Annotated in this window: 14 protein-coding genes and 3 pseudogenes; 9 read left to right on the forward strand and 8 right to left on the reverse strand. The window is 70.4% G+C overall.

What is annotated here, in order from left to right:
- Positions 1-401: 401 nt before the first annotated feature.
- Both WS78_RS13890 and gluQRS read left to right on the forward strand, forming a co-directional pair.
- A complete protein-coding gene (locus WS78_RS13890; protein ID WP_038748651.1) occupies positions 402-1,283 on the forward strand; it encodes a sulfurtransferase in 882 nt (293 codons plus the stop codon).
- A gap of 31 nt (positions 1,284-1,314) precedes the next feature.
- A complete protein-coding gene (gene gluQRS / locus WS78_RS13895; protein ID WP_059574681.1) occupies positions 1,315-2,208 on the forward strand; it encodes a tRNA glutamyl-Q(34) synthetase GluQRS in 894 nt (297 codons plus the stop codon).
- Positions 2,209-2,514: 306 nt separating this feature from the next.
- Here the strand turns inward: gluQRS and WS78_RS13900 are convergent, their stop codons facing one another.
- The 4 genes from WS78_RS13900 to purT form a co-directional block, all read right to left on the reverse strand.
- Positions 2,515-3,963, reverse strand: coding sequence for a DEAD/DEAH box helicase (locus tag WS78_RS13900; RefSeq protein ID WP_059574683.1), 1,449 nt, complete (start codon positions 3,961-3,963; stop codon positions 2,515-2,517).
- Positions 3,964-4,500: 537 nt separating this feature from the next.
- Positions 4,501-4,887 (reverse strand): MliC family protein, encoded by a 387-nt coding sequence (locus WS78_RS13910; RefSeq protein ID WP_038748657.1) that lies wholly within the window; start codon positions 4,885-4,887, stop codon positions 4,501-4,503.
- Between the two features lie 55 nt (positions 4,888-4,942).
- Positions 4,943-5,107, reverse strand: coding sequence for a DUF6726 family protein (locus tag WS78_RS13915; RefSeq protein WP_038748659.1), 165 nt, complete (start codon positions 5,105-5,107; stop codon positions 4,943-4,945).
- Positions 5,108-5,280: 173 nt separating this feature from the next.
- The gene (gene purT / locus WS78_RS13920) at positions 5,281-6,495 is read right to left on the reverse strand and encodes a formate-dependent phosphoribosylglycinamide formyltransferase (RefSeq protein WP_038748661.1); all 1,215 of its coding nucleotides are present in this window, start codon (positions 6,493-6,495) and stop codon (positions 5,281-5,283) included.
- 742 nt (positions 6,496-7,237) lie between these two features.
- Between purT and WS78_RS13935 the strand changes: the two genes are divergently transcribed.
- Entirely contained in the window at positions 7,238-7,786 is a 549-nt protein-coding gene (locus WS78_RS13935) for an META domain-containing protein (protein ID WP_038748664.1), read from the forward strand.
- A 175-nt stretch (positions 7,787-7,961) separates the two neighbouring features.
- Positions 7,962-8,840, forward strand: a pseudogene (locus WS78_RS38515) (DNA translocase FtsK); the annotation flags it as partial.
- Between the two features lie 578 nt (positions 8,841-9,418).
- Here WS78_RS38515 and WS78_RS38520 read toward each other — a convergent pair.
- On the reverse strand, positions 9,419-11,587 hold the full coding sequence (locus WS78_RS38520; RefSeq protein WP_156437516.1) for a hypothetical protein: 2,169 nt from the start codon (positions 11,585-11,587) through the stop codon (positions 9,419-9,421).
- Positions 11,588-11,702: 115 nt separating this feature from the next.
- On the opposite strand from WS78_RS38520, the pseudogene WS78_RS38525 reads away from it, so the two are divergent.
- Positions 11,703-13,775, forward strand: a pseudogene (locus WS78_RS38525) (DNA translocase FtsK); the annotation flags it as partial.
- 194 nt (positions 13,776-13,969) lie between these two features.
- Here WS78_RS38525 and WS78_RS13945 read toward each other — a convergent pair.
- The gene (locus WS78_RS13945) at positions 13,970-15,145 is read right to left on the reverse strand and encodes a lactonase family protein (RefSeq protein ID WP_038748668.1); all 1,176 of its coding nucleotides are present in this window, start codon (positions 15,143-15,145) and stop codon (positions 13,970-13,972) included.
- A gap of 56 nt (positions 15,146-15,201) precedes the next feature.
- Positions 15,202-15,427: pseudogene (locus tag WS78_RS38355) on the reverse strand (hypothetical protein).
- Here WS78_RS38355 and WS78_RS13955 point away from each other — a divergent pair.
- The gene (locus WS78_RS13955; protein WP_038748670.1) at positions 15,383-17,215 is read left to right on the forward strand and encodes a glycoside hydrolase family 15 protein; all 1,833 of its coding nucleotides are present in this window, start codon (positions 15,383-15,385) and stop codon (positions 17,213-17,215) included. The pseudogene WS78_RS38355 and the gene WS78_RS13955 sit on opposite strands and share 45 nt — an antisense overlap.
- Before the next feature lie 218 nt (positions 17,216-17,433).
- Positions 17,434-18,912 (forward strand): polyhydroxyalkanoate depolymerase, encoded by a 1,479-nt coding sequence (locus tag WS78_RS13960; protein WP_059574688.1) that lies wholly within the window; start codon positions 17,434-17,436, stop codon positions 18,910-18,912.
- A 143-nt stretch (positions 18,913-19,055) separates the two neighbouring features.
- Here WS78_RS13960 and bspR read toward each other — a convergent pair whose 3' ends face one another.
- Positions 19,056-19,688: a T3SS transcriptional regulator BspR gene (gene bspR / locus WS78_RS13965; protein WP_038748673.1), complete on the reverse strand. Its 633-nt coding sequence runs from the start codon at positions 19,686-19,688 to the stop codon at positions 19,056-19,058.
- 257 nt (positions 19,689-19,945) lie between these two features.
- Between bspR and rsxB the strand changes: the two genes are divergently transcribed.
- Both rsxB and nth read left to right on the forward strand, forming a co-directional pair.
- Positions 19,946-20,848, forward strand: coding sequence for an electron transport complex subunit RsxB (rsxB, locus tag WS78_RS13970; protein ID WP_059574690.1), 903 nt, complete (start codon positions 19,946-19,948; stop codon positions 20,846-20,848).
- Positions 20,849-20,852: 4 nt separating this feature from the next.
- Positions 20,853-21,497, forward strand: a complete 645-nt coding sequence (nth, locus tag WS78_RS13975; protein WP_038748677.1) for an endonuclease III — start codon at positions 20,853-20,855, stop codon at positions 21,495-21,497.
- Positions 21,498-22,144: the final 647 nt, after the last annotated feature.

Below are 22,144 nucleotides of genomic sequence, written 5' to 3' on the forward strand. Positions count from 1 at the left end.
TCCGGTGGAGCGCGGTCGGGGCGACGTCCGTTTGTTCTTCCATCCCTCGCTTCGTTTTGCTCGGCGGTTCGGCGGTTCGGCGGTTCGGCGGTTCGGCGGTTCGGCGGTTCGGCGGTTCGGCGGTTCGGCGGTTCGGCAATTGTGCGAACGGATGGACGCGCCCCGGCAAGCCGGCGATCCGGCCGCATCGAGAACCCGCTGCGGCGCGCCGGCTCGCCCGCCTCGGCGCGGCCGCGCGATGTCGTCGCACGTCGTCCGTTCGGCCGACCGCGGAAAGCCACGCGGTTTGCGGGATAATACGGGTTTTCCGCTTTCGCCCGCTTCCGCCCGAGCGCCCTCCGCCGCCACCCGTCATGTGCGGCCGCGCCGTCGGGCCGCAGCCGCCTTACCTTTCGAACGACATGACCACCGTCAACCTCGCCGCCTACCGCTTCGTCTCGCTCGACTCGATCGAGCAAATGCGGCCGCTCATCGCCGCGCGCTGCAATGCGCTCGAGCTGCGCGGCACGATCCTGCTCGCGCCCGAAGGCGTCAATCTGTTCATCGCGGGAACCCGCGACGCAACCGGCGCGTTCGTCGACTACCTGCGCCACGATCCGCTCTTCGAGGGCAAATTCGCGGACCTGCAGTTCAAGGAGAGCCTGTCCGACTCGCAGCCGTTTCGGCGGATGCTCGTGCGCCTGAAGCGCGAGATCATCACGATGAAGAAGGCCGCGATCAAGCCGGAACTCGGCCGCGCGCCGTCCGTCGACTCGCGCACGCTGAAGACCTGGCTCGACCGGGGCCACGACGATGCGGGCCGCCCGGTCGTGATGCTCGACACGCGCAATGCATTCGAAGTCGACGTCGGCACGTTCGACAACGCGCTCGACTACCGGATCGACAAGTTCAGCCAGTTCCCCGACGTGATCGAGGCGAACCGCTCGGACCTCGAAGGCAAGACCGTCGTGTCGTTCTGCACGGGCGGCATTCGCTGCGAAAAGGCGGCGATCCACATGAAGGACGTCGGCATCGAGAACGTGTATCAGCTCGAAGGCGGGATTCTCAAGTATTTCGAGGAAGTGGGCGGCGCGCATTATCACGGCGACTGCTTCGTGTTCGATTACCGCACGGCGCTCAATCCGCGCCTCGAGCCGACAGCCGACGTCACGTGCTTCGCATGCCGCGCGGTCGTGCCGGCCGACGCGCAGCAGTCGCCGCTCTACGTGCCCGGCAAGTCGTGCCCCGCATGCCATCCGGGCGAGCGCGCGGATCGCACCGCCGAGCCGGCGCACGCCGCCTGACGCCGCGCGCCTTCTTCGCACGCCGCATTCGATGACGAACTATCGCGGGCGCTTCGCGCCGTCGCCCACCGGCCCGCTGCATTTCGGCTCGCTCGTCGGCGCACTCGCGAGCTGGCTCGACGCGCGCGCGTGGGGCGGCGCGTGGCTCGTGCGGATCGAGGACATCGACGCACCGCGCACGGTGCCCGGAGCGGCCGAGGACATTCTCGCGACGCTGCGCAGCTTCGGCTTCGTCCCCGACGAGCCGCCCGTCTGGCAAAGCACCCGCGTCGCGCGCTACGCGACCGCGCTCGAACGGCTCACGGCCGCGGGGCTCGTCTATCCGTGCGGCTGCTCGCGCAAGGAGATCGCCGATTCGCTGCGCGCCGCGCACGAACGGCACATGACGCTCGCGTATCCCGGCACCTGCCGCAACGGCCTGCACGGCAAGCCCGCGCGCGCGTGGCGGCTGCGCGTGCCGGACGGCGCAACCGCCGTCGTCACGTTCGACGATCGCTGGCAGCATGCGCAGACGCAGGATCTCGCGACGGAAGTCGGCGACTTCGTGCTGAAGCGCGCGGACGGACAGTGGGCGTACCAGCTCGCGGTCGTCGTCGACGACGGCGACGCGGGCATCACGCACGTCGTGCGCGGCGCGGACCTGCTCGACTCGACCGCGCGGCAGATCTACCTGCAGCGCTGCCTCGAGCTGCCGACGCCGCACTATCTGCACGTGCCCGTCGTCGTCGATGCGAACGGCGAAAAGCTCAGCAAGCAAACGGGCGCGACGGCGCTCGATCCCGCCGCGCCGCTGCCCCCGCTCGCCGCGGCCGCGCGGCATCTGGGGCTCGCGCTCGACGAGGCGGCGTGCGCGTCGCTCGGCGCGTTCCAGCCGGCCGCGATCGCCGCGTGGGACGCGCGGTTCGGACCGAACGCGCGTCGATGACGAGGCGCGTGGCGCTCGGCCGCGGCGCGTAGCCTCATCGCTCTGCCCATCGCTCTGCCCGCAACCGCCGGTTCGCCGCTATCGCGCTCGTTCACCCACTACGCAGTACGCAGCCGCCGAGCCCGCGCGGAGCGGTTCTCTCGAGGCCCGACCGAGACACCGCCGCCATTCTCCCTCGGCCCGCCCGCTCTCGATCGGCCATGCAAAACGAAACGGGCGGATGCTCACGCACCCGCCCGTTTCTCATTGGCCTTGGCGCCGAGCCCGGCGTGACGCGCCGTCACGCGCGACGCTCGGCCCCGCGCGTCACGACGACGTCTTGCGCGGCATCCCGAACCCGCCGAGCAGCGCGGCAAGCGGCTGCTTCGGCGCCTTCTTCTCCGGGTGCACGGGCTTCGCCTCTTCCGGCTGGCTCGCCGCAGGCGACGGCACGTACGGCTTCAGGAAGAAATCGTCGATCGGCGCATCGCGGCGCGAATGATGCGAGCGCTCGCCGCCCGCCGAGCGGCGGCCCACCGATGCGCCTCCTCGGCGCTCGTCACGGTCGCGCTCGCGGCGGCCGCCGCGGTCGTCGTGGCGATGGCGCGGCAGGTCGAGCTCGAGCGCCTCGAGCGGCAGCGCGCGCTTGATCAGCTTCTCGATGTCGGCGAGCTGCTTGCGCTCGTTCGGGCTGCACAGCGACAGCGCGTCGCCCGACGCGCCCGCGCGCCCCGTGCGGCCGATCCGGTGCACGTAGTCTTCCGCGTTGAACGGCAGATCGAAGTTGATCACGGCCGGCAGCTCGACGATGTCGAGCCCGCGCGCGGCGACGTCGGTCGCGACGAGCGCCTCGATCTCGCCGCGCTTGAACGCGTCGAGCGCCTGCATCCGCTCGCTTTGCGAACGGTCGCCGTGAATCGCCGACGCGACGATCCCGTCGCGCTCGATCTGGCGCGCGAGGCGGCTCGCGCCGATCTTGCTGTTGCAAAACACGATCACCTGCTTGAGCGAGCGGTCGCGGATCAGCTTGACGACGGCCGCCTGCTTGTCGCCTTCGGCGACGTCGTAGACGACCTGCGTGACGTTCGTCGCCGTCGCGTTGCTGCGCGCGACTTCGATCGTCTGCGGGTTGCGCAGGTAGGTCGACGCGAGCTTCTTGATTTCCGGCGAGAACGTCGCCGAGAACAGCAGCGTCTGGCGCTCCTTCGGCAGCAGGTTCAGGATTCGCTGCAGGTCGGGCAGGAAGCCCATGTCGAGCATCCGGTCCGCTTCGTCGAGCACGAGGATCTGCACCTGGCCGAGATTCGCGGTCTTCTGCTGGACGTGGTCGAGCAGGCGGCCCGGCGTCGCGATCAGAACCTCGACGCCGCGGCGCAGCTCGGCCATCTGCGGATTCATGTCGACGCCGCCGAACACGACCGCGCTGCGCAGCGGCGTGTGCTTCGCGTATGCGTGGACGTTCGCGGCGACCTGGTCGGCGAGCTCGCGAGTCGGCGTGAGAATGAGGGCGCGCACCGGATGGCGGGCAGGCGACGCGCTCGTGTTCGCCTGCGGCAGCAGGCGCTGGATGATCGGCAACGAGAAGCTCGCGGTCTTGCCGGTGCCGGTTTGCGCGGCGCCCATCACGTCGCGGCCGGACAGCACGACCGGAATCGCCTTCGCCTGAATGGGCGTCGGCGTCGTATAGCCCTGATCGGCAATCGCTTTCAGGATCTCGGCGGCAAGGCCGAATTGATCGAACGTCGCGTCGACAGGCTTGGCAACAGAATCGGACATGGTGGCGTTTCGCTCAAAAGGCGCGGCGGGACATCTAGCGCGCGGCATGCTCGCTCGCGAGACACGCTGCGCAAACCACTTCGGAATGAAGACGAAGCCGCGGCGCGCCGCAGGGCGCCGCCGGCGCTTGAGGCCGTCCGGGCCGCGCGCGGGGCTTCCGCGCGCGGGGCTTCGTCCGGCAGGAGTGCCGGCAGAAAGGGCAGCATTGTAGCATCCCTCGCGAAAGGGTTCCGCCGGCCCGTCCCGCGCGGGCGATCCCGCGGGTAGATCCGTGCGGCGGCGATGCGGACGACGGCCTGCGGCAGGCGCCCGAACCACCGCGCGGCCGCACGGCACTCAGGCGCCGCGATACGGCCGCGGCGCGGGCCAAGCCGATCGATGCGGCGTCGCGCCAAGCGCCGGATGCAACGTCAGACGCCGAACGCCGGCCCCCCAATCACAATAACCCGATACCGAACGCCGAACGCCGAGCGACGACGAAGAACCGAGCGACAAGCACGAAGCGCACGCCCTCACGCGGCAGCGCCCTCCCGCCGTTCAATCCTTCTTGCGCTTCTTCTGAATCTCGCTGCAGCCGCCGAGCACGGGCGGCGCCTTCTCGTCCGCGATTTCGTCGTACAGATTCGCGTCGCGCCCCTTCGTCCACCAGACGTAGCGGCCCGCCTGATAGCGCGCGCCCGACGCCGACACGGTGTCGACGAACAACAGCGGCGTCCCGTTGACGGGCACGAGCGCGAAGCTCTGGCCGTTGTCCGCGCGCCAGTACGACACCCGCACCGGCTTCGGCTCGTTCGCGCACCGATAGACGACGGTTTCGCGCGCGTCGGCGTCGATTTCCTCGACGGTCAGCCGCGCCGCGTGCGCCGCACCCGCCGCCGCGCACAGAGCGGCGACGCCGATCGCCGCCTGCGTTGCCTTGTTCATGCCTTTCCTCTTCAAGCGATGGACGCGCGCCGCACGAGCGCCGCGCGCCGGTCCGTCAGTCCGGATCGATGACGCCCGCGCACGCGTCGGTCGGCGCCGCCGCGACGTGGCCGACGACGGGCACGATCTTCAGCCCCGCCGACGCGATCCGGCACGGCGCGGCGGCAAGCCCGCAGCCCGCCGTCGACAGACACAACACGACGATCAACATCCACTTCATTGCCACCTCCTCTACAGCCTTCGCCGCACGCCCAATCGCGGCGCGCGGCATCGGCCCGAAACCTCGACTGCCGCCGGCGGGCCGGGGGCGTCGCAACCGCCGGCCGATCGCGGCTGCCCCGCCCGTACCGGCGCGAGCCGACGCGGGCGATGCGCGATACGTGCCGCCCGCCGTCAGCGCGCGGACACCGGCCGCACCGCGGCGGCCGCCCGCTTCGCGCGCTCGCGCGCTTCGTCGACGTTCGCGCCCGCCGCGAGCGCGACGCCCATCCGGCGCTTGACGAAGCTCTCCGGCTTGCCGAACAGGCGAAGGTCCGCGCCCGGCACCGCGAGCGCGTCGCGCACACCTTCGAACGCGACGCCCGCCTCGTCGAGCCCGCCGTAGATCACGGCCGACGCGGCGGGCGTCGCGAGCGCGGGCTCGACCGGCAGGCCGAGGATCGCGCGCGCATGCAATTCGAACTCCGACTGACGCTGCGACGCGAGCGTGACGAGCCCCGTGTCGTGCGGACGCGGGCTCACTTCCGAGAACCAGACGTCGTCGCCGCGCACGAACAGCTCGACGCCGAAAATGCCGCGCCCGCCGAGCGCGCTCGTCACGCGATGCGCGATGTCGCGCGAGCGCTCGAGCGCCTTCGCGCTCATCGGCTGCGGCTGCCACGACTCGACGTAATCGCCCGCGACCTGCACGTGCCCGATCGGCTCACAGAAATAGGTGCGCGTCTCGAGGCTCGCCGGGTCGATCGCGCGCACCGTGAGTTGCGTGATCTCGTAATCGAACCGGATGAAGCCCTCGACGATCACGCGGCCGTGATTCACGCGGCCGCCCGCCATCGCGTACTGCCACGCGGGCTCGACGTCGGCGTCGCTCTTGACGACCGACTGCCCCTTGCCCGACGACGACATCACGGGCTTGACGACGCACGGGAAACCGATCTGCGCGACGGCCGCCTTGAATTCGTCGAACGATTGCGCGAACGCGTACGGCGACGTCGGCAGCCCGAGCTCCTCGGCGGCGAGCCGGCGAATGCCCTCGCGATTCATCGTGAGCTGCGTCGCGCGCGCGGTCGGGATCACTTCGGCCACGCCGGCCGCTTCGATCGCCGCGAGCGCATCGGTCGCGATCGCCTCGATTTCGGGCACGACGAGATGCGGACGCTCCGCGTCGACGAGCGCGCGCAGCGCGGCCGGGTCCGTCATGTCGATCACGTGCGCGCGATGCGCAACCTGATGGCCGGGCGCGTTCGGATAGCGGTCGACGGCGATCACTTCGACGCCGAGCCGCTGCAACGCGATGATGACTTCCTTGCCCAACTCGCCCGCGCCGAGCAGCATGACGCGCGTGGCGGACGGCGAAAGCGGCGTGCCGAGCCGCTGACCGATCTGCATGAGATTTCCCGCTGGATGATGGATGGCGAAAACGACTCGCGATGCTATCACGCGAGGCGCGCGCGCCGCCGGCCGAATTGGCGGATGCGCGGGCGGGCCGAAACAGGGTGCGCGGGCGGGCGCGCCGGCAACACGGCGCTGCGCGCGCCCGCGCCGCGCCGTGGCTCGAGACGCACGGTGAAACGGCCGGCGCCGCGCCGCCACGAGGCTCGGCGGCCGCGTTGCCCTTGCCCTTGCCCTTGCCCTTGCCCTTGCCCTTGCCCTTGCCCTTGCCCTCACCCTCACCCTCGCCCTCGCCCTCGCCCTCGCCCGCATCATCCGCGCTTTTCACGACACGCGGCGTTCGCCGCAGCGTCCATGACTTCGCGGGCCTTCGCCACGAGCATGTCGCCTCGCCGTCCGCCGGCGGCGGGTCGGCCCGTCGTCGCGCGCGACGGCGCCGACATCGCGGAGCCATGCGCGGCCCCGGCGCATCGACCCAACTCGCGGCGAGCGCCGCGTTCCCTCGTGGCGAGCGCCGCGTTCCTTTTCGCCGCCGGCGCGCCGCGCCTCGCAACAACCCGAGGCCGATCCTCAACGCCGCGCCGCATTGCCGGCGAACCGCGCAAGAAACGCACCGCATCATCGCCGCAAAACACATGAACGAACGCGTGCGGCGACTGTCCGCTCGCATCCGGCGACGCTAGTGCGTTACCCTTACGGCTTCGCCCGCAACATTGAAAATTCGAAGAGGAACGAGGTCATGTTCAATTCATCCGCAGCCGCGCGCATGCGCTTTCGCATCGTCCGCTCGCTGCGCGCGCCGCTCGGCGCGCTGACCGTCGCCGCGCTTCTCGCCGCCTGCACGATGCCGACTCATCCCGACTCGAGCGCCCCCGCCCCCGATCCGTTCAATCCCGCGACGATCCAACTGATCGACGACACGAGCTGGGAGCTCGTCGGCTGGCGCAACGCCGACGGCTCGCAACGCGACATCCCGCACGGCGACAACGGCGAGCCGATCAAGCTCGCGCTGTCGACGCAAACGGGCGTGCGGCGCGTGGCCGGCTTCTCGGGCTGCAACCGCTACATGGGCGCCTACGACGTGAAGAACGGCGTGCTCGCCTTCGGCCCGCTCGTCGGCACGCGGATGGCGTGCGCCGCGCCCGCGCGCAGCGCGCTCGAGCGCGACTACCTCGCCGCGCTCGCCCACGTCTCGAAGGCCGGCGTGCAGATGCGCGAGCCGCAGCAGTTGATCATCGTCACCGACGACGGCGCGACGCTCACGTTCGCGCGCCGCGACAGCAAATAAGCCGCGTCGCGCGACGCGCGGCGCACGGCCCGGCCGGCGAACCGGACGGCGGGCGTCCCCGGCGCGCCGCACGGGAACGGCGCGGCGACGCGTGCCGTTCCCGAAAACATCGTCGTCGACCGGTTAAACTCGACGGGTTCGCGCATCGCGCCCCGTCCTCCTCCTGTTTCTGAGCATGCAAACGGTAGTTCTCGGCTGGTTCGGCTTCTCGGCCGTCTGGTTCATCCCTCTTTTCTGGCGGCTCATCAAGGCGATGCTGCCGGGCGGCGGCGGGCTCGCGGGCCCCGGCTCGATCCGGCTCTGGCTCGGCTTCCTGTGCGTGCTGATCGCGAGCTGCACGCTCGCGACCGCGCTGCCGGGCGACGCGACGACGAACGCGCTCGGCCATGCGCTCGCGGGCGGCTTCGAGCGCGTGCTCGGACACGTCGGCACGCCGCTCGCGATGGTCGTGCTGTTCGTCGTCGGGCTGCCGTGGCTCGTCGGCGTGCGCTGGCAGCAGGTGAACGCGTGGCTCGACGCGTCGTTCGGCATCCGCCTCGCGCGCGATCACGGCGACGACGAATCGCGCGGCGTCGCGGATCTGCCGCGCGCCGCGCTGCATCGCGACGACGACCGGCGCGTGCGACGCGCGGCCGACGTGCAGCCGACGACCGCGCACACGGTCAACTCGATGGCCCCGCGACAGAACGGCCGCTATTCGCGGCCGACGCTGTGGCGGCCGAACGACGCGCAACGCGGCGAGCGGCGCCATGCCGGGGCGAGCGGCGCGGCGAAAGCCGCCGCAGAGCCGACCGCGCCCGCGGGCTGGCTCAGGCCGGGCGCGACGCCGCGGAGCGCGACGCCGGCCGCCGCGATGGCGGCTGGAACGGCTGGAACGGCTGGAACGGCTGGAGCCGCTGGAACGGCGGGAACGGCAGCGAGCGGCGCCACGAAGGCGGCGGGCCCCGACGCGTCGGGGCCCGGATTCGCGAAGGCGACAGGCAGCGCCCTGCCGACGGGCGAGCCGGCGAAAACGGCCGGCGCAGCGATGCCCGTCCACATCGCGCCGAACGCGGCCCATTCGACGTCGCCGGCAAGCGGCGTGCCGAAGGCCGCCGGTTTCGCGATGCAAGGAAGCGGTGCGGGTGCGGCGAAAGCGCCGACGCCCGTTTCGGCCACGCCCGCGACCGGCGCCGTGAAGTCTGCCGGAGCGACGATGCCGGCGGGCGTGCCCGTAAAAACGGCGAGCGCCGCCTCGGCGGGCGGCGCGGCCGCGCCGCTCGGCACCGGCACTTCACCCGCGTTGTTCGCCTCGCCCGCCCTGCCCGCCACGCCGCACGCGACGTTCGTGCCGGCCTCGGCCGGCATCGCGAAGCCGATCGGCTCGACCGCGGCCGTCGCGGCAATCGGCAAACGCTCGGAAGCGCGCCCGGCCACGCCCGACCACCGCTTCGCACCGCGCCGCCCGGCGACGCACGCCGCCGTGTCGGCGGTCCGCAATCGGCCGATGTCGTTCACGCCGTCGCAACAGACGGCCGGCCCGACGCGCAACGCCGCCGCGACGTCGCCGCAGCCCGCCGCCCGCGCGCCGATGCCGACGCAGGCCGCCGAGCCGGCGCGCAAGCGTGCGCCCGGCCCGGCGCGCGCGCCGCTCTACGCATGGATGGAAAAGCCCGCGGAACGCATCGCGCCCGCGCCGAGCGTGCACGAAACGCTGCGCTCGATCGAGGCCAGCGCGGCGCGGTGGACGGCGCTCGCCGGCGCAACGGATGCCGGCGCGGCGCTGGAAACGGCGCGCGCGCCGACGGCATCGACCACATCGCCGGACTGGGATGCCGAGACGGCAGGATCGAACGTTCCGACGGCGGCGGCGATCGCCGCCGCGGGTCCTTCCGTCGCCGAAGCCGCCGCACCGGCTGAATATGCGGCCGCGCGGGCCGTCGGCGTCGCTTCCGATGCCGATGCCGATGCCGTTGGCGTTGGCGTTGGCGTTGGCGTTGGCGTTGGCGTTGGCGTTGGCGTTGGCGTTGGCGGCATGGTCGCCGCCGACCCGGTAACTGAAGCTGCAGCCGCGGACATTACCGGTTGCGCAAGCGGGATTGCTCCGGTCGAAACCGCCGCCGCGGCCGCCGTCGCCCACGACATCGACGACAGTACGTCCGTTGCCCATGTCAGCGAGGCCGGCGTGTCCGAAGAACCGGCGTCGTCGGCGACGAACGGCCCCCATCGCGATCGCGCCGACATGGCCGCTGCGCCCGCCGTTGCGGCCGTTACCGCGGGTGTCGTTGTCCAGGGCACGATGCCGGCTGCCGAAGCCGGCACGCACGCCGGTAGTTCGGTCGAGCAAAACGCGCCATCCGCCGTCGCTTCGTCGAGCAACCCCGCAACCGCCGTTGTCCCCGTTGCGGCGGCCCCCGCGCCGGTCGGCATCGAACCCGAGCAGCCGGTCGCGGCGACAAAATTCGCGTCAGCCGCAACATCCGAAGCCATCGATGAAAAGCATGCGGCCGACGCCGCGACCGACTCGGGCGACGCGATGCTGCAGGCCGTCGCCGCGCCGCAAGGGCCGGCCCCCGGCGCGGCCGACACGCCGTCGTCGAACCGGCACTCGGCGAGCGCCGCAGCCTCGGCCTCGAACCGAGACTCCGCGAGCGCCGTCGCGTCGGCCTCGAACGAGCAACCCCGGTCAGCCGCCTCGCCGCGCGTCATGAATGCGTCGCCATTCGCGGCGCAGACGGCATTCGCCGCGCATGCCGCCACATCGAACAACGGCGTCGCGGATCGCACCCCGATCGCGTCCGCCGGCGACGACGGCAAGCAAGCCGCACAGCAACCGGCTGCGGCGGTCGATTCGCACGCGATGACGAGCGCATCGCCGGCCGCCGGCGACATGCGCAACTCGGTCGCACCGTGGGAGAACGTGGCCGATGCCGGCGCAGCGGCCGCTTCGTCCGCGACGACGCCGAGCGAATCGCACGCGCAGCCGCAGCCAGCGCAAGCCGCAATCGCGAGCGGCACCGCCGTTTCGCTCCCGGCGCCCACAGGGATGCCGGCAAGCGGCGCGGCCGTCGCCCTCCCCCGTTCGGCAGACGCCGCGCGCCCCGCGACGAGCGTCCAGCGCAGCGAGACGCAGGCCGTGGCGGGAACTTCGGCTGCCCAGGTGCCGGAACCGGCTGAGGCACCCTTATCGAACGACTCGAAGGACGGGGCTGCGCCGACACCGGCTGCATCGCCGGCCGCATCGACAACGTCGAGTGCGTCGGCCCCGGTCGACTCGACGCCTCCCGCAGCGCCCGCCCCGGCGGGCGACGCAGCCGCAGGCGGCGCCGTCGGCATCGTCGGTGCGGCATTCGGAATGCTCGGTGCCGCCCGCGCGGTTGCCGAGGTCGCCGAGGCCGCCGGGGTCGCCGAGGTTGCCGAAGCCGCCGGGGCCGACGCGGCTGCGCCGGCCGCCACGGCAAGCGCCAGCACAAGCGCCCCGGTGACGCCCGCCGGCCCCCCCGCGATCGATCGAGCGGCATCCGCCGCCGTGCCGCCGTTCGATGCGTCGACGGCGGCCGCTCCGACGGCGGCCTTCGGCGCCGCCAGCGGCCACGCCGGACCGACTTCCGCTGCGGCGTCGCCCGACGCCATTGCGCCGAGCGTAACCGCAACGCTCCCCGGCGCGGCCATTCCGGCCGTCCCGGCCGCCCCCGCCGTGCCGACTGCGCCCGCGAGCACGGCTGCGGCGAGCACGGCTGCGTCATCGGCCGGCGTGCCGAGCGTCCCGCGAGCAAGCGCCGCCGCCACGAACGTCGCCCCGTCGGCCGCCGCGGCAGGCAATGCCGCTCAGAACGTTGCCGCTGCGCCTGCCGTCGCGTCGAACCCGATCGTGCCGCCCGCAGGTGCGCCGTTCGCGATGTCTAGCGTGAGCGCGCCGACAATCCCGGGGACAAGCGCCGCCGCTCCAGGCACGACCACCGCGCCAATCACGCCGTCTATTCCGTCGCCGAACATCGCGCCGGTCGCGTCGACGCCGAGCGCCGCCGCAACGCACGCATCCGCCCCGCACGGCCACGCGACGAACGCAGCCGGGCCGGATTTCATCGCAACCAGCGGTGCGTTCCCGAGCCCGTCCGCGCCGTCCGCTGCCATGACTGCTGTCGCCGGACCGGCGGTTGCAGCGCCGCCCGTCGCTGCGCCGGTAGTCGCGGCATCGACGGTCGTCACGCCGCCCGTCGTCACGCCGGCTGTGGCCGTGCCGACCGCAACCGCGCTGGGCGCGACGCTGCCGTCGCACGCCGCCGTACCGGGAGCACCGGGAGCACCGGGAGCACAAGGAACACAAGGAACACCGAGCGTCCCCGGAACGCCGGAAGCACCACCGGCATCCGGCGCGCCGGCAACGCCCGGCACGCTGCTCATCCCCCCCGCGCCGGCCGCCATCGCCGCCGCGCAGCCGGCCGCCGCCCCCACTGCCCCGGCCGAGCCCGCCAGCCCGGCCCGCCAGCCCGGCCCGAACGCGTTCGAATTCCACGCGCCCGCCGCGTCGAACGTCGAGCTGCCGACGCTCGACCTGCTCGAGCCCGCATCCGACGCGATCGAGGCGATCTCCGACGAGCATCTCGCGCATACCGGCCAGATCATCGAGCAGCGCCTGCAGGAGTTCAAGGTGCCGGTGACGGTGGTCGGCGCGTCGGCCGGCCCGGTGATCACGCGCTTCGAGATCGAGCCCGCGCTCGGCGTGCGCGGCAGCCAGATCGTCGGCCTGATGAAGGACCTGTCGCGCGGCCTCGGCCTCACGTCGATCCGCGTCGTCGAAACGATCCCCGGCAAGACCTGCATGGGCCTCGAGCTGCCGAACGCGAAGCGGCAAGTGATCCGCCTGTCCGAAATTCTCGCGTCGCGCCAGTATCAGCACTCGGCGTCGCAGTTGACGCTCGCGATGGGCAAGGACATCACCGGCAACCCGGTCGTCACCGATCTCGCGAAGGCGCCGCACATGCTCGTCGCCGGCACGACGGGCTCGGGCAAGTCGGTCGCGATCAACGCGATGATCCTGTCGCTGCTGTACAAGGCGGCGCCCGAGGACGTGCGGCTCATCATGATCGATCCGAAGATGCTCGAGCTGTCGGTCTACGAAGGCATCCCGCATCTGCTCGCGCCCGTCGTCACCGACATGAAGCTCGCCGCGAACGCGCTCAACTGGTGCGTCGGCGAGATGGAGAAGCGCTACCGGCTGATGTCGGCCGTCGGCGTGCGCAATCTCGCGAGCTTCAACCAGAAGATCCGCGACGCCGCCGCGAAGGAAAAGAAGATCGGCAACCCGTTCTCGCTCACGCCCGACGATCCCGAGCCGCTGTCGACGCTGCCCCTCATCGTCGTCGTGATCGACGAGCTCGCCGATCTGATGATGGTCGCCGGCAAGAAGATCGAGGAGCTGATCGCGCGGCTCGCGCAGAAGGCGCGCGCCGCGGGCATCCACCTGATCCTCGCGACGCAGCGCCCGTCGGTCGACGTGATCACGGGCCTCATCAAGGCGAACATTCCGACGCGCGTCGCGTTCCAGGTGTCGTCGAAGATCGATTCGCGCACGATTCTCGACCAGATGGGCGCCGAATCGCTGCTCGGCCAGGGCGACATGCTGTTCCTGCCGCCCGGCACGGGCTACCCGCAGCGCGTGCACGGCGCGTTCGTCGCGGACGAGGAAGTGCACCGGATCGTCGAATACCTGAAGCAGTTCGGCGAGCCGCAGTACGAGGAAGGCATTCTCGACGGGCCGAGCGCCGAAGGCGGCTCGCAAGACTTGTTCGGCGAGGCGCCGGATGCGGAAGCCGATCCGCTCTACGACGAGGCGGTCGCGTTCGTCGTGCGCACGCGGCGCGCGTCGATCTCGTCGGTGCAGCGGCAGTTGCGCATCGGCTACAACCGCGCGGCGCGCCTCGTCGAGCAGATGGAGGCGGCGGGCCTCGTGTCGCCGATGGGCATCAACGGCAGCCGCGAAGTGCTCGCGCCGCCGCTGCCCGAATAGGCGCGCCCGCGCGCATGCGGCGCAGCGCGATCGCCGCGCCGCGCCGCGCGACGCAATGCGGCAAGCAAAACCCCTCGCACGCCGCGAGGGGTTTTGCTTTTTCGCGCCCGAATCAACGCCAACGGCGAACGCCGCGCCCGTCGCCCGCCCCGATCCCCGCCGGGGCGGTCAAGCGCGCCGCGCGCCGCCCGGCGTCACCGCGCCGGCACGAACTTGAAGTCGACCGGCTTGCCGAGCTCGATGCGCGCCGGATTCGGCTCGAGCCGGCCGCTCGCGATGTCGCGCCGGAACACGAACACGCTGTCGCTGTCCTGGTTGCCGACCACGAGCCACTTGCCGCTCGGATCGATCGCGAACTCGCGCGGCGTCTTGCCGAGGCTCGATTGACGGCCGACGAGCGCGAGCTTGCCGTCGGCCGCGTTGACCGCATAGATCACGATGTCGTTCGCGTCGCCGCGATTGGTCGCGTACAGGAAGCGCCCGTCCGGCGACAGATGCAGCGCGCCGCCGCCGACCTTGCCCGCGAAGCCCGGCGCCGTCATCGGCACCGTCTCGACGTGCGCGAGGCGGCCGTCGTCGTAGCGGTACACGCCGACCGACGCGTTCAGCTCGTTGGTCACGTACGCGAACCGCCCGTTCGCGCTGAACACGAGATGACGCGGGCCCGAACCCGGCTTCGCGAGCGTGTAGCGCATGTCGGTCGGGCCGATGAGCCCGCGGCTACCGTCCGGCGTGTAGCGGTACGAGAAAATCTTGTCCGCGCCGAGATCCTGCACGAACAGATACCGGCCGTCCGGCGAGAACACGGTCGAATGAACGTGCGCGCCGTCCTGCCGCCCCTTCACGGGCCCCGTGCCCTCGTGATGCACGTTCAGCACCGCGGCGCCGAGCGCGCCCGTCGCCTCGACCGGGAACACCGAGAAGCTGCCGCCCGGATCGGACGCGACCGAATAGTTCGCCGCGACGAGATACTTGCCGTCCGGCGACAGGCTCAGGTAGCACGGGTCGTTCCCTTGCGCCGACACGCGGTTGACGAACGTGAGCGCGCCCGTCTTCGCGTCGAAGTCGAACGCGCTCACGCCGCCGCGCACGCTCGCGGGGCCGGCGTCGCCCGGCAGCTCGTTGACCGCGTACACGTGGCGGCCGTCGCGGCTCGCGACGAGATACGACGGGTTCTCCGCCTTCGCCGACGACACGGGCGTCATGCCGCCCGAGCCGGTGTCGAAGCGATACACGTAGATGCCTTCGCTGCCCGAGCCCGTGTAGGTGCCGACGAGCAGGTTGAAGACGCCGCCCGCCGGGCCCGCGCTCGCCTCTTCTGCGAACGCATGGGCGCCGAAAAGCGGCAGCGCGAGCGCGAAACCTTTCATCCAGTGGCTCAACCTAAGCGGGAAAGCGAAAGGCGAAGGCGCGTGAGCGCGTCGGGTCATCGGAACCTCCTTGCATCGATTCGTCTCAAGTGATGTGATGTTGCGAAACGCGGGCCGCCTCGAGCGCCCGCGCCGCGCCGCCCGCCGGAGTATACGGGCGCCCGCTTGCCGCCGTACAGCGCGGCGCGAACGTGCCCAGATCGTGAAACGACAAGGATTGTTGGAGGATCGTCGCCCATGCCCGCCCTCATCGAAGACTACGCCCTCGTCGGCGACGGCCACACGGCCGCGCTGATTTCCCGGGACGGCTCGGTCGACTGGCTGTGCTGGCCCCGTTTCGATTCCGGCGCGTGCTTCGCCGCGCTCGTCGGCACGCCGGAGCACGGCCGCTGGCTCGTCGCGCCCGCCGCCGACGTCCGCGTGAGCTCGACCTCGCGCCGCTACCGCGGCGACACGCTGATCCTCGAAACCGACTACGAGAGCGACGAAGGCGCCGTCACCGTGATCGACTTCATGCCGCCCGGCAGCGGCTGGTCCGAGCTCGTGCGGATCGTCGTCGGCCGGCGCGGCGAGATGAGAATGCAAATGCAGCTCGTATTGCGTTTCGACTACGGCTTCTCGGTCCCGTGGGTCACGCGGCTGTCGCGCGAAGCCGGCGTGAAGGCGATCGCCGGCCCGGACACGGTCGTGCTGCGCACGCCGGTGCCGCTGTCGGGCGAGAACCTGCACACGATCGCCGAATTCACCGTGAAGGCGGAAGAGCGCGTGCCGTTCTCGCTGTCGTACGCGCCGTCGCACCTGCGGCTACCGCCCGCGCGCGAGCCGCTGTCGATGCTCGCGCGCACCGAGAATTACTGGCTCGAATGGTCCGCGCGCTGCCCGGTGCGCGGGCGCTACGCGGCCGCCGTGCGCCGCTCGCTGATCACGCTGAAGGCGCTCGCGTACGAGCCGACGGGCGGCATCGTCGCCGCGCCGACGACGTCGCTCCCCGAGCAACTGGGCGGCTCGCGCAACTGGGACTACCGCTACTGCTGGCTGCGCGACGCGACGATCACGCTGCTCGCGCTGATGCGCGGCGGCTACTACGACGAGGCGCGCGCGTGGCGCACATGGCTCGGCCGCGTGATGGCGGGCTCGCCCGAGCAGATCCAGATCATGTACGGAATCGCCGGCGAGCGGCGCCTGCCGGAGATGGAGCTCGGCTGGCTGCCGGGCTATCACGACTCCCGGCCGGTGCGCATCGGCAACAATGCGGCGAACCAGTTGCAGCTCGACGTGTTCGGCGAAGTGATGGCGGCGCTGCACGTCGCGCGCGTGGGCGGCCTGCAGGCGGACGACACGGTGTGGTCGGTGCAGACGACGCTGCTCGCGCACCTCGAGAAGATCTGGCGCGAGCCCGACGAAGGCATCTGGGAAACGCGCGGCGGCCGTCGCCACTTCACGTTCTCGAAGGTGATGGCGTGGGTCGCGTTCGATCGCGCGATCAAGTCGGCCGAGATGTTCCGCCTGCCCGCGCCGCTCGAGCGCTGGCACGAAGTGCGCGCCGAGATCCACGCGGACGTCTGCGCGCACGGCTGGAATTCGCGGATGCGCGCGTTCACGCAGAGCTACGGCAGCGACGCGCTCGACGCGAGCGTGCTGATGCTGCCGCTCGTCGGCTTCCTGCCGCCGTCCGATCCGCGCGTCGCGGACACGGTCGCCGCGATCGAGCGCGGGCTGATGCGCGACGGCCTCGTGCTGCGCTATCACACGACCGAATACGACGACGGCCTGCCGCCCGGCGAAGGCACGTTTCTCGCATGCAGCTTCTGGCTCGTCGACAATCTCGCCCTGTTGGGCCGCATCGACGACGCGCACGCGCTCTTCCGCCGCCTGCTGTCGCTCACGAACGACCTCGGCCTGCTGGCCGAGGAATACGATCCCGTGACGCGTCGCCAGGTAGGGAATTTCCCGCAGGCGTTCTCGCACGTCGGGCTCGTGCACACGGCGTTCAACCTGATGCATCACGAGGAGGAAATGCTGCGCGCGGCCGGCCAGCCGACGCCCGCCGACGCCGTCGCCGGACGCTAGCGCCGATCACGCTTTTCGCGACAAACGTAAGACAAGGTCAGATGTCGAGGCATCGCTCGGAAATGCGGGTATGCTGCGTTGCGACACCCCTGAATGTCCGATATGATCAGTCGCGACTGATTCGATCCGACGAGCGAATCGGTCCGATTGCTGACTGACACGGCACGCCGCGACGCCCCGCGCCGCGTTCGCGCACCGTTCTCCCATCGGGAGCTCGCATGCTTTACCAATTTCACGAATTCCAGCGGGCGATGTTGAGCCCGCTGACCGCCTGGGCTCAAGCCGCATCCAAATCGTTCGCGAATCCGTCGAGCCCGCTTTCGCTCGTGCCGGGCGCGACGCGCCTCGCGGCGGGCTACGAATTGCTGTATCGGCTCGGCAAGGATTATGAAAAGCCGGAGTTCGCGATTCATCAGATCGTCAAGGACGGGCACAACATTCCGATCGTCGAGCAGACGATCGTCGAGAAGCCGTTCTGCCGCCTGCTGCGCTTCAAGCGCTACGCGGACGATTCGGGCGCCGTCGGGCAACTGAAGGACGAACCCGTCGTGCTCGTGTGCGCGCCGCTGTCCGGCCACCACTCGACGCTCCTTCGCGACACGGTCCGCACGCTGCTGCAGGATCACAAGGTCTACATCACCGACTGGATCGACGCCCGGATGGTGCCCGTCGAAGTCGGCCCGTTCCATCTCGACGACTACGTCGACTACATCCAGGAATTCATCCGGCGTATCGGCGCGCGCAACCTGCACGTGATCTCGGTGTGCCAGCCGACCGTGCCCGTGCTCGCGGCGATTTCGCTGATGGCGAGCCGCGGCGAGGACACGCCGCTCACGATGACGATGATGGGCGGCCCGATCGACGCGCGCAAGAGCCCGACGTCGGTGAATTCGCTCGCGACGAACCGCTCGCATTCGTGGTTCGAGAACAACGTGATCCACACGGTGCCCGCGAATTATCCGGGCGAAGGCCGCAAAGTGTATCCGGGCTTCCTGCAGCACACGGGCTTCGTCGCGATGAATCCGGAGCGCCACGCGCAATCGCACTGGGACTTCTACCAAAGCCTGCTGCGCGGCGACGAGGAAGACGCCGAGGCGCACCGCCGCTTCTATGACGAATACAACGCGGTGCTCGACATGGCGGCCGAATACTACCTGGACACGATCCGCATCGTGTTTCAGGAGTTCCGTCTCGCCGAAGGCACGTGGGACATCCGCGGCGAACGCGTGCAGCCGGCCGACATTCATTCGACCGCGCTGATGACGATCGAAGGCGAGCTCGACGACATCTCGGGCAGCGGCCAGACGCATGTCGCGCACGAGCTGTGCACAGGCATCCCGCAGGTGCAACGCCGCAGCCTCACCGCCGAGAAGTGCGGCCACTACGGCATCTTCTCCGGCCGCCGCTGGCGCACGATCATCTACCCGCAGTTGCGCGACTTCATCCGCGAGCACGCGTCGCAGCCGAAAAAGCCGACACCGCAGGCCGGGCCCGCGCCCGCTTCGCGGTCCAAGCCGGGCGAATCGAAATCGGGCAGTGAAACGGCGAGCGCCGCGCCCGCGAAAGCGGCCGCGCTGCGTCTGACGACCGCGAAGCGCCCGGCGGCGAAAGCCCGCGCGGCGAAGCCGGCCGCCGCCAAGCGCACCGCGGCGAAGGCCCCTTCGACGCGCGCGCCGCGCTCGCGCAAGGCCGCCTGAAGCGGGCGCCGCCGCGCGCTCCCGCCGAATCGCGCGCCGCCTCCCGCCTTCGGGCGCGAGCGGCGCGCGTTTTTTTGGAATTTGACGAATCTACGGCCGCATCCGCGCCGCAAACGATCGGAACCGGCCGGGCGCCGCCCGGCTCAGCGCCTCAGCAAAAACGCGAGCAGCAGCTCGGTGTTCATCTTGATCATCTCGGTACGCTCGCCCTGCGTGCTGAAATCGCGGCCGAAGATCGCCGCGAGCGTGAAGCGGTTCGACACCATGTAGTAGCCGAGCCCCGACAGCGTCACGTAGAACCGCAGCGGATCGATGTCCGTGCGGAAGAGCCCGGCCCTCTGGCCGCGTTCGAGCACGCCGTCGAGCGTCTTGACGATCGGCGAGATCATTTCGCGAATGTGCGTCGATTTCTGCAGATAGCGCGCCTCGTGCAGGTTCTCGTTGTTGAGCAGGCGCAGCAAATCGGGATGGTCACGGTAGTAATCCCACACGAAATGGGCGAGCCGCGTGATCGCCTCGACGGGCGCGATGCCTTCCAGATCGATCGTCCGCTCGGCTTCCATCAGCGCGGAGAATGCGTATTCGAGCACCGCGGTAAACAACTGTTCCTTGCTGCCGAAGTAGTAATAGAGCATGCGCTCGTTGGTTTCGGCGCGGCGCGCGATCTGGTCGACTCGCGCACCGAACAGCCCCCCTGTCGCGAACTCTTCGGCCGCCGCGAGCAGGATCCGGCGCCGGGTTCCCTCTGGGTCTCTTTTGATTTTTGGCTGATTCATAGTGGCGTTTTGCTATGTGAGCCGCGTAGTCCGGCTCGCGCCGCCGGCCCTGCGTCGATCGCCGGCGGCGTGAACGGGCGCGCCATCGTTAAGGGACACCCTGCTATAGTCACGCGAAAAAGCGTTTTGATTATGGCACATGCGTTGTTAAGCGCAATGCGAAAAATCGGCGATAATTGTCGTTTCGAGAGAGATCCTGGCCGCGTTCGAACGCCCGGCCGCCGCGCCGCGCCCGCGTGCCTCCCCACGTAGTCACTGTGACCGATTCCAAGACCCTCGCGGATCGCATCGAAGATCTGCTTCCTCAAACGCAATGCACGAAGTGCGGCTACGACGGCTGCCGCCCGTACGCGGAGGCGATCGCGGCCGGCGCGGCCGGCTACGATCAATGCCCGCCGGGCGGCGTCGAAGGCGTCGCGCGGCTCGCGAAGCTGCTCGGCAAGCCCGTGATCGCGCTCAATCCGGAGCACGGCGTCGAGCGCCCGCGCCCCGTCGCGTTCATCGACGAGCAGCTTTGCATCGGCTGCACGCTGTGCATGCAGGCGTGTCCCGTCGACGCGATCGTCGGGGCACCGAAACAAATGCACACGATCGTCGCCGAGCTCTGCACCGGCTGCGACCTGTGCGTGCCTCCGTGCCCCGTCGATTGCATCGCGATGATACCCGTCACGGGCGAGAAGACCGGCTGGGACGCGTGGTCGCAGCAGCAGGCGGACGCCGCGCGCGCGCGGCACGACGCGCGCCTCGCGCGCCAGAAGCGCGAGCGCGAAGCCGCCGAAGCGCGTGCGGCGGCGCGTCGCGCGGCGGCAGCGGCGAGCGCCTCCGTGGCCGCGCCGGCTGCCGATGCGCCGGCTGCCGGTGCGTCCGCTGCCGGCACGTCCGCCACCGGCACGTCCGCCGACCACGATCCGGAAGCGAAGAAGCGTGCGATCATTGCGGCGGCGCTCGAACGCGCCCGCAAGAAGAAGGAAGAGCTCGCCGCGCAAGGCGCGGGACCGAAGAATACCGAAGGCGTGAGCGCCGCCGTGCAGGCGCAGATCGACGCGGCCGAAGCGCGGCGCCGGCGCCTCGCCGAACGGCGAGACACGACCGACCAGCCCGGCGGCGGCGAATCGAGCGCCGCGGGCGACGCGTCGCCGACCTCGAAAACGAAGCCATAACCGCATGAACGCCAACAAACGACGCGCGATCTTCGAAACGCTGCAAAGCCTCAATCCTCATCCGACGACCGAGCTCGAATACACGACGCCGTTCGAACTGCTGATCGCGGTGATGCTGTCGGCGCAGGCGACCGACGTGTCGGTCAACAAGGCGATGCGCAAGATGTTCCCGGTCGCGAACACGCCGAAAAAGATCGTGGCGCTCGGCGAGGACGGCGTGGCCGACTACATCAAGACGATCGGCCTCTATCGGACGAAGGCGAAGAACGTCGTCGCGGCGTGCAAGATCCTGCTCGAGCGCTTCGGCGGCGAAGTCCCGGCCGAGCGCGAGGCGCTCGAGAGCCTGCCGGGCGTCGGCCGCAAGACCGCGAACGTCGTGCTGAACACCGCGTTCGGCCAGCCGACGATCGCCGTCGACACGCACATCTTCCGCGTCGCGAACCGCACGGGGCTCGCGCCCGGCAAGGACGTGCGCGCGGTCGAAGCCGCGCTCGAGAAGTTCACGCCGAAGGAATTCGTGCACGACGCGCATCACTGGCTGATCCTGCACGGACGCTACGTGTGCAAGGCGCGCCGGCCCGAATGCTGGCATTGCGCGATCGAGCCGCTGTGCGAATACAAGCCGAAGACGCCGGCGCCCGTGCAGTGACGAACGCGCGCCGCATGCGATGCGGCGCGGTCCGCTCGACTTGCTCCGCGCTTGCTTCGCGCCTGCGCGCAGGCGTTCGATGCGAAGGCGCGTGCGTCGAAATGCCTCGTCCGATCCGGCGATGCGAGACTCGAACGCGCCTTCGGCCGATGGAGACATCGTCAATCTCGCTCGCTTCGAACAGTCGCGATGAGACCGCGTGGCGAGGCTCCGCGCCCCGTGCGTCCCGTTCACCGCAGGCTGCATCGACGCAATCGAAGCCGTTGAGGAGACCGCGGCGCGCGGCATCGACATTCGCACCGTCCGCTCAGCCGTTCTGTACGCGAATCACACCGCCGCCTGCACGCCTCAATTCCGAGCGCCGCGTATAGCCGCTCGATCTGCTCGGCATGCTCTCCATATGGGGCGTGCTGGGCGCGCTCGCCGAAATTGAGTACGCGGCTTGCTCCGCGCGCTCCCCGTGCTTGGCTCGCTCGATGTGCTCGGCGTAGTTCATGTGTCCGGCGTACTCCGCATGCTCGTCGCTAGGCACGCTCGACATGTTCGACGTGCCCGACGTGCCCGACGTGCTCGATACGCCCGATGCACCTGACGTGCCCGATGTACTCGATGTACTCGATGTACTCGATGCGCCCGATACGCCCGGC

The organism is Burkholderia savannae, from assembly GCF_001524445.2.
GTDB lineage: Bacteria > Pseudomonadota > Gammaproteobacteria > Burkholderiales > Burkholderiaceae > Burkholderia > Burkholderia savannae.

Bases quoted from the DNA above. Each gene is read 5' to 3' on its own strand.
- WS78_RS13910 (WP_038748657.1), bottom strand. From the start codon at position 4,887: ATGAACAAGGCAACGCAGGCGGCGATCGGCGTCGCCGCTCTGTGCGCG.
- WS78_RS13945 (WP_038748668.1), bottom strand. From the start codon at position 15,145: ATGAAAGGTTTCGCGCTCGCGCTGCCGCTTTTCGGCGCCCATGCGTTC.
- WS78_RS13935 (WP_038748664.1), top strand. From the start codon at position 7,238: ATGTTCAATTCATCCGCAGCCGCGCGCATGCGCTTTCGCATCGTCCGC.
- nth (WP_038748677.1), top strand. From the start codon at position 20,853: ATGAACGCCAACAAACGACGCGCGATCTTCGAAACGCTGCAAAGCCTC.
- purT (WP_038748661.1), bottom strand. From the start codon at position 6,495: ATGCAGATCGGTCAGCGGCTCGGCACGCCGCTTTCGCCGTCCGCCACG.
- gluQRS (WP_059574681.1), top strand. From the start codon at position 1,315: ATGACGAACTATCGCGGGCGCTTCGCGCCGTCGCCCACCGGCCCGCTG.
- bspR (WP_038748673.1), bottom strand. From the start codon at position 19,688: ATGAATCAGCCAAAAATCAAAAGAGACCCAGAGGGAACCCGGCGCCGG.
- WS78_RS13955 (WP_038748670.1), top strand. From the start codon at position 15,383: ATGCCCGCCCTCATCGAAGACTACGCCCTCGTCGGCGACGGCCACACG.
- WS78_RS13960 (WP_059574688.1), top strand. From the start codon at position 17,434: ATGCTTTACCAATTTCACGAATTCCAGCGGGCGATGTTGAGCCCGCTG.
- WS78_RS13890 (WP_038748651.1), top strand. From the start codon at position 402: ATGACCACCGTCAACCTCGCCGCCTACCGCTTCGTCTCGCTCGACTCG.
- WS78_RS13900 (WP_059574683.1), bottom strand. From the start codon at position 3,963: ATGTCCGATTCTGTTGCCAAGCCTGTCGACGCGACGTTCGATCAATTC.
- WS78_RS13915 (WP_038748659.1), bottom strand. From the start codon at position 5,107: ATGAAGTGGATGTTGATCGTCGTGTTGTGTCTGTCGACGGCGGGCTGC.